This window comes from Saccharothrix sabaoui (genome assembly GCF_051756985.1).
Lineage (GTDB): Bacteria > Actinomycetota > Actinomycetes > Mycobacteriales > Pseudonocardiaceae > Actinosynnema.
Window position 1 is genome coordinate 22,256 of record NZ_JBPKJK010000120.1, and the last position, 6,182, is coordinate 28,437.

The window sequence follows — 6,182 nt, forward strand, 5'->3', positions numbered from 1 at the left end:
CCCCAGAGCCTACGAACCGCTCCGGGGTCCGGTCTTCCCGGGCACCTCGGGCGCCGGCGCGGCGGGCACCTTGGGCACCGGGTTGTAGCGGGTGGAGGCGTTGTCCACGACCCGGTCGATCAGCCGGGCCGCGCCCAGGCACAGCGGCAGCAGCACGCACATGAGCAGGCCGAACTGGAACGGGAAGGCCAGCTGCGCCATCCACAGCTCGACCCCGTCCCACCAGTCCCCGAAGGCGTCCACCACCCGCCCGAGGGTAGTCGGGTGACGTGCTTCACCGCACGCCGCTCCGTACTTGTCGGTAAGTTCGCCGCATGTTCGCCGTCTACGCAGCCGAGCCGAGCCCGCAAGACCCCATCGCCGCCCTGCGCGTCGGCGAGCGACCGGACCCCGCGGTCCCGGACGGCTGGGTGAAGGTGGCGGTGCGGGCGGCGAGCCTGAACATGCACGACCTGTGGACGCTGCGCGGCGTGGGCATCAAGGCCGACCGGTTCCCGATGGTCCTGGGCTGCGACGGCGCGGGCGTGCTGGAGGACGGCACGGAGGTGGTGCTGCACTCGGTGATCGGCGACCCGGCGTGGTCCGGTGACGAGACGCTCGACCCGGGCCGCACCCTGCTCACCGAGAAGCACCAGGGCACGTTCGCCGACCACGTCGTGGTGCCCGCGCGCAACGCCCTGCCCAAGCCCGCCGGGCTGAGCTTCGCCGAGGCGGCGTGCATGGGCACGGCGTGGCTGACGGCCTACCGGATGCTGTTCGTGAAGTCCGGTCTGCGGCCCGGTCAGACGATGCTCGTGCAGGGCGCGTCCGGCGGCGTGTCGACCGCCCTGGTGCAGCTGGGCCGCGCGGCCGGCTTCCGGGTGTGGGTGACCGGCCGCACCGAGGAGAAGCGGGCGCTGGCCACGTCCCTGGGCGCGCACGCCGCCTTCGAGTCCGGCGCGCGGCTGCCCGAGCGGGTCGACGCGGTGTTCGAGACCGTCGGCAAGGCCACCTGGTCGCACTCGATGAAGTCGCTCAAGCCCGGCGGGATCGTCGTGATCTCGGGCGCCACCAGCGGTGACGCCTCCGCCGCCGAGCTCCAGCGGCTGTTCTTCCTCCAGCTGCGCGTGGTCGGCTCGACCATGGGCACCCGCGAGGAGCTGGGCGACCTGCTGTCGTTCTGCGAGCTGAACGGCCTGCGCCCGCAGATCGGCGCCGAGCTGCCGTTCGAGCGCGCCGAGGAGGGCTTCCGCTCGATGCTCGACGGCGAGACCGCCGGCAAGATCGTGTTCAGCCGGTCCTGAGCAGGTCGAGCAGGACCTCCGGGTCCTGCGCGCCGGCCACGCCCCGGTTGCCCACCACGAACGTGGGCACCGACCGCACGCCGATCGCGACGCCCTCGGCCAGCTCCTCGGTGAGGCGCTCGGCCAGGGCCGCGTCGTCGAGCGCGCCCTCCGCCCCGGTCAGCCCGGCCTCGGTCGCCAGCGCCACCAGCACGTCCCGGTCGCCGAGGTGGGCGCCCTCGGTGAAGTGCGCCCGGAAGAAGCGCTCCCCGACCGCGCCCTGCACGCCCTGCTCGCGCGCGAGCAGCAGCAACCGGTGCGCGTCGAACGTGTTCGCCTCCACCTGCCCCGACAGGTCGTAGGCCAGCCCCACGCCCGCCGCCACCTCGGTGACCCGGGCCTGCGCCTGGCGCGCCCCGTCGACGCCGAACTTCTCCCCCAGCACCTCCACCACCGGCCGCCCGCTGTTCGCCGCGCGCGGGTCCAGCTGGAACGGCCGCCACACCACCTCGACGGGCTCGCCGTCCCACGCCTCCAGCGCGCGCTCCAGCTTGCGCTTGCCGATGTAGCACCAGGGACACACCACGTCTGACCACACGTCGAGCTGCACGGCTCGGTCAACCCGCGCGGGGGTCCCGTTGTTCCCCTCGTCCCAACGGACAACGACACCGCGATCACGTAGTGCGGATGGACAACCCCGGTGACAGTGTGTGCGCGTACGGTTCGCCGCACACGACGACCGAGGGAGCTGGGGCCATGACGAGGACGGGCGGCCTGGGCGGGGGCAGCGGGGTCTTCCGCCGCAAGCCCATCGAGCAGATCGGCGAGGAGAAGACCGCGCTGACCCGCACGCTGGGGCTGTGGCAGCTGACCGCCATCGGCATCGGCGGCATCATCGGCGCCGGCATCTTCTCGCTCGCGGGGGCGGTGGCGAACCAGACCGCGGGACCGGCCGTGCTGATCTCGTTCCTCATCGCGGGCATCGCGAGCGCGGCGGCGGCGTTCTCCTACGCGGAGTTCGCGGGCCTGATCCCGAAGGCGGGGTCGGCCTACACCTACGGCTACGCCGTGCTGGGGGAGATCGTCGGCTGGTTCATCGGCTGGGACCTGCTGCTGGAGTACACCGCGATCGTGGCCGTGGTGGCCATCGGCATCAGCGGCTACTTCAACGAGCTGCTGAACCTGCTCGGCATCGACCTGCCGGTGTGGATGCTCGGCGCGCCCGGCACCGAGTCCGGCGACGTGGCCGCCGGCAGCTACAAGGTGAACCTGTTCGCGGTGCTGCTGTGCCTGCTCATCGCGTTCGTGCTCAACCAGGGCATGAAGAACGCGGCCCGCTTCGAGACCACCCTGGTGTACCTCAAGGTCGCCGTGGTGGTGCTCGTGATCGTGGTCGGCGCGTTCCACATCAAGACCGACAACTACGACCCGTTCTTCCCGTTCGGCTGGGCGGGCGCGTTCACCGGCGCGGCCACGGTGTTCTTCGCCGTCTTCGGCTACGACGCGATGAGCACCGCCGCCGAGGAGTCCAAGGACTCCCAGAAGCACATGCCGAAGGCCATCGTGTACTCGCTGGCCGTGTCGATGGTGCTCTACGTGCTGGCCTGCCTCGTGCTCACCGGCATGGTGAACTTCCGGGACGTCGACGCGGAGTCCGCCTTCGCCTCGGCGTTCGCCGACGTCGGCCTGCCCGCGCTGGGCATCATCATCTCGGTGGGCGCGGTGCTGGGCATCACGACCGTGCTGTTCACCTTCCTCATGGGCGCGGCCCGCGTCGGCTACTCGATGTCCCGCGACGGCCTGCTGCCGAAGTGGTTCGCCAAGACCCACCCGACCAAGCACGTGCCGACGCGCACCACGTGGGTGCTGGGCGTCGCCTCCGCCGTCATCGCGGGCTTCCTGCCCATCGGCGAGGCCGCCGAGCTGACCAACATCGGCATCCTGCTGGCGTTCGTCGTGGTCTGCGTCGCGGTCGTCGTGCTGCGGTACCGGCAGCCCGACCTGCCGCGCACCTTCAGGACGCCGGGCATGCCGGTCGTGCCGATCGTCGGCGTGGTGTTCTCCCTGTGGCTGATCACGTTCCTCCAGCCCGAGACGTGGCTGCGGTTCGGGATCTGGTTCGCGATCGGCCTGGTCGTCTACTTCGCCTACAGCAGGCGCAGGTCAGTCCTCAACCGCCCCGGCGGCGAGGACTGAGCCGCACCACCGGTCGACCTCGTCGGCGAGCACGGCCATCGGCAGCGGACCGCCCCGCAGCACGAGGTCGTGGAAGGACCTGATGTCGAACAGCCCGCCGAGGCGGCGTTCGGCCTCACCGCGCAGGCGCTGGATCTCCAGCCGCCCCACCATGTAGGACAGCGCCTGCGCGGGGTTCTCGGTGTACCGGTCGACCTCGGAGAAGATGTCGACGTCGGGCATGACGGCGTTGGCGCGCAGGTAGTCCACCGCACGCTGCCTGCTCCAGCCCAGCGCGTGCAGGCCGGTGTCCACGACGAGCCGCGCGGCGCGCAGCGAGTCCCCGGACAGCATGCCCAGCCGGGCCACGTCGTCGCTGTAGAGGCCCATCTCGTCGGCCAGCCGCTCGGTGTAGAGGGCCCAGCCCTCCAGGTACGCCTCGATGGAGGCGAACCGGCGCAGCAGCGGCAGGTCGTCGAGCCGCTGGGCCAGCGCGATCTGGAAGTGGTGGCCGGGCACGCCCTCGTGGAACGCGGTCGCCTCCGCGCTGAACCGGTCGCGCTCGCGCGCCCGGTGGGTGTTCACGAAGTAGGTGCCGGGCCGCGAGCCGTCCATGGCCGGGTCCACGTAGTACGCCAGCGGGGCGTTGGGCGCCTCGGCCTCGGGCACCGGCTCCACCGCGCAGCGCGCCGACGGGACCGTGCCGAACCACTCGCCCGCGACGCGCTCGGCGCGGGCGATGCACTCCCGGGCCAGCACCAGCATCTCGTCGGCGCTCGCCCACCGCAGCGCCGGGTCGGCCAGCAGCCTGGCCCGCACCCCGGCCGCCGTGACGGGACCGGCCTCCCCCGCACCGGCCCCCTCAGGACCGGACCCCTCGGGGCCGAACACCCGCGCGCCGATCTCCTCGTACTCCCGGTCCAGCGCCGCGATCAGGTCCAGGCCGATGCGGTGCAGCTCCTCCGGCGTGTGCTCGGTCGTGGTGTAGACGCGCACCAGCCCGGCGTAGACCCGGTCGCCGCCGGGCAGCCGGCACAGGCCGGGCTCGTCCTCGCCGCGCCCGCGCGCGACGACCTCGGTGCGCAGGAACTCGCGGTAGCGGGCGAACGCGGGCCGCACCGCCCCGGCCAGCAGCTCGTCGGCGCGCGGCGCGAGGTCGGAGCCCGCCAGGGGCGCGCGCAGCGGGTCCTCGTCCTCCGCCAGGTACCGGTCCAGGCGCGCGACGGCGGCCTCCACCAGGTGCCGCACTGGGCGGCGGTCCGACGCGCGCTGCCGCTCGGCGAGCGCGTCGAGGTGGTCGGGCAGCCCCGCCAGCCGGGTCAGGTAGGCCCGGCGGGCCCCGTCGTCGGCGGGCCGGACCAGGGGTAACGCGCCGAGCAGCACCGCCACCGGCGCGTTGAGCCCCTCGGCGTACGTGTGCTCGACGAGGTTCGCGCCCAGCAGGTGCGCCAGGGCGTGCGCCTGCTGCACGACGACGGCCCGCGTCACCGGGTCGTCCGCGCCCTCCCCCGCCCGGCGGGCGACGTCCTCGGCGCGGGCGCGCAGGGCTTCGCCGCCCGCCGCGCTGTGGTCGGGCAACCGGTGGTCCCACCCCGGGATGCCGAGCAGGGTGGCCATGACGGGGTCGGCGTCCAGCACCAGGGTCAGCAGCTCGTCGGCGAGTTCGCGCGCGGTGGTCACGCCGACATTCTCGGCCGCTACGCGGGCGGAATGCGCGTGTCCGCGACGGAAAGCGCCTGGCGCGCCTCGGCGACGAGCCGGGCCACCACCTCGGCCGCCGGTGCCGACCGGACCAGCGGGTAGGTCTGCCCGGCCCACAGCGACATCAGCTCGGGGTCGCCGGTGGCGCGCACCGGCTTGGTCAGGTGGTGCACCTCCGGGTACGCCGCCGGGGCCCGGCCCTCGTTCTCGGTGAGGAACCTGTTCACCAGCCCTCGCGCCGGACGGCCGCTGAACGCCCTGGTCAGCGCGGTGCGGCGGGTGCCCTCGGCGAGCGCCTGGCGGTGCGCGGCCGACGTGCCCGCCTCCGGGGTGGTCAGGAACGCGGTGCCGAGCTGCGCCGCGACGGCCCCCGCCGCCAGGACGGCCGCCACGTCGGCGCCGTGGACCAGGCCGCCGGTCGCGATGAGCGGCAGGTCGACCTTGCCGCGGACCAGGCGGAGCGCGGCCAGCACGCCGAACAGCTCGCCGCCGCCGGGTGAGACGCCGTCGTCGGCGAACGTGCCGCGGTGCCCGCCCGCGTCGCAGCCCTGCACGCACAGCGCGTCCGCGCCGACCCGGTCGGCCTGCACGGCCTCCTGCGGGGTGGTCACGGTCACCACGACCGTGCTGCCCGCCGCGTGCAGGCGGCGCACGTCCTCGGGCGAGGGCAGGCCGAAGGTGAACGACACCACCGGGACCCGCAGCGCCATCACGAGTTCCAGCTTCGCGACGTAGGAGTCGTCGTCCCAGCGCGGCTCGCCCGGCTCGGCTCCCGGGGACTGCGCGCGCACCCGCTCCCGGTAGCCGGCGAGGTCGGCGGTGGAGCGCGGTCCGGGCACGAACAGGTTCACGCCGAACGGGCGGTCGGTGAGCGCGGTGGTCGCGGCGACCTGCTCCGCGACCGCCTCCACCGACAGGTAGCCGGCGGCGAGGAAGCCGAGCCCTCCCGCTCCGCCCACCTCGGCGACGAGCCGGGGCGTCGACGCGCCACCGGCCATGGGCGCGGCGATGACGGGCACTTCGAGGCGGTCCAGCATGGACCCG

General features: G+C 73.7%; 6 protein-coding genes. 2 read left to right on the top strand and 4 right to left on the bottom strand.

What is annotated here, in order from left to right; translation table 11 throughout:
• Positions 1-9 precede the first annotated feature (9 nt).
• Positions 10-246: a hypothetical protein gene (locus ACR807_RS29715; RefSeq protein WP_438924756.1), complete on the bottom strand. Its 237-nt coding sequence runs from the start codon at positions 244-246 to the stop codon at positions 10-12.
• 68 nt (positions 247-314) lie between these two features.
• Here ACR807_RS29715 and ACR807_RS29720 point away from each other — a divergent pair, with 68 nt between their 5' ends.
• Positions 315-1,283: a quinone oxidoreductase family protein gene (locus ACR807_RS29720; RefSeq protein WP_438924757.1), complete on the top strand. Its 969-nt coding sequence runs from the start codon at positions 315-317 to the stop codon at positions 1,281-1,283.
• On the opposite strand, the gene ACR807_RS29725 is transcribed toward ACR807_RS29720, so the two are convergent.
• Positions 1,270-1,872: a DsbA family oxidoreductase gene (locus ACR807_RS29725; protein ID WP_438924758.1), complete on the bottom strand. Its 603-nt coding sequence runs from the start codon at positions 1,870-1,872 to the stop codon at positions 1,270-1,272. The genes ACR807_RS29720 and ACR807_RS29725 overlap by 14 nt on opposite strands.
• Positions 1,873-2,018: 146 nt before the next feature.
• Here ACR807_RS29725 and ACR807_RS29730 point away from each other — a divergent pair, with 146 nt between their 5' ends.
• Complete coding sequence (locus ACR807_RS29730; RefSeq protein WP_438924759.1) at positions 2,019-3,458, top strand: amino acid permease; 1,440 nt, start codon at positions 2,019-2,021, stop codon at positions 3,456-3,458.
• Here the strand turns inward: ACR807_RS29730 and ACR807_RS29735 are convergent.
• Both ACR807_RS29735 and ACR807_RS29740 read right to left on the bottom strand, forming a co-directional pair.
• Entirely contained in the window at positions 3,426-5,117 is a 1,692-nt protein-coding gene (locus ACR807_RS29735; protein WP_438924760.1) for a DUF885 domain-containing protein, read from the bottom strand. The two genes, ACR807_RS29730 and ACR807_RS29735, sit on opposite strands and share 33 nt — an antisense overlap.
• Before the next feature lie 17 nt (positions 5,118-5,134).
• The gene (locus ACR807_RS29740) at positions 5,135-6,175 is read right to left on the bottom strand and encodes a nitronate monooxygenase (RefSeq protein ID WP_438924761.1); all 1,041 of its coding nucleotides are present in this window, start codon (positions 6,173-6,175) and stop codon (positions 5,135-5,137) included.
• Positions 6,176-6,182 lie beyond the last annotated feature (7 nt).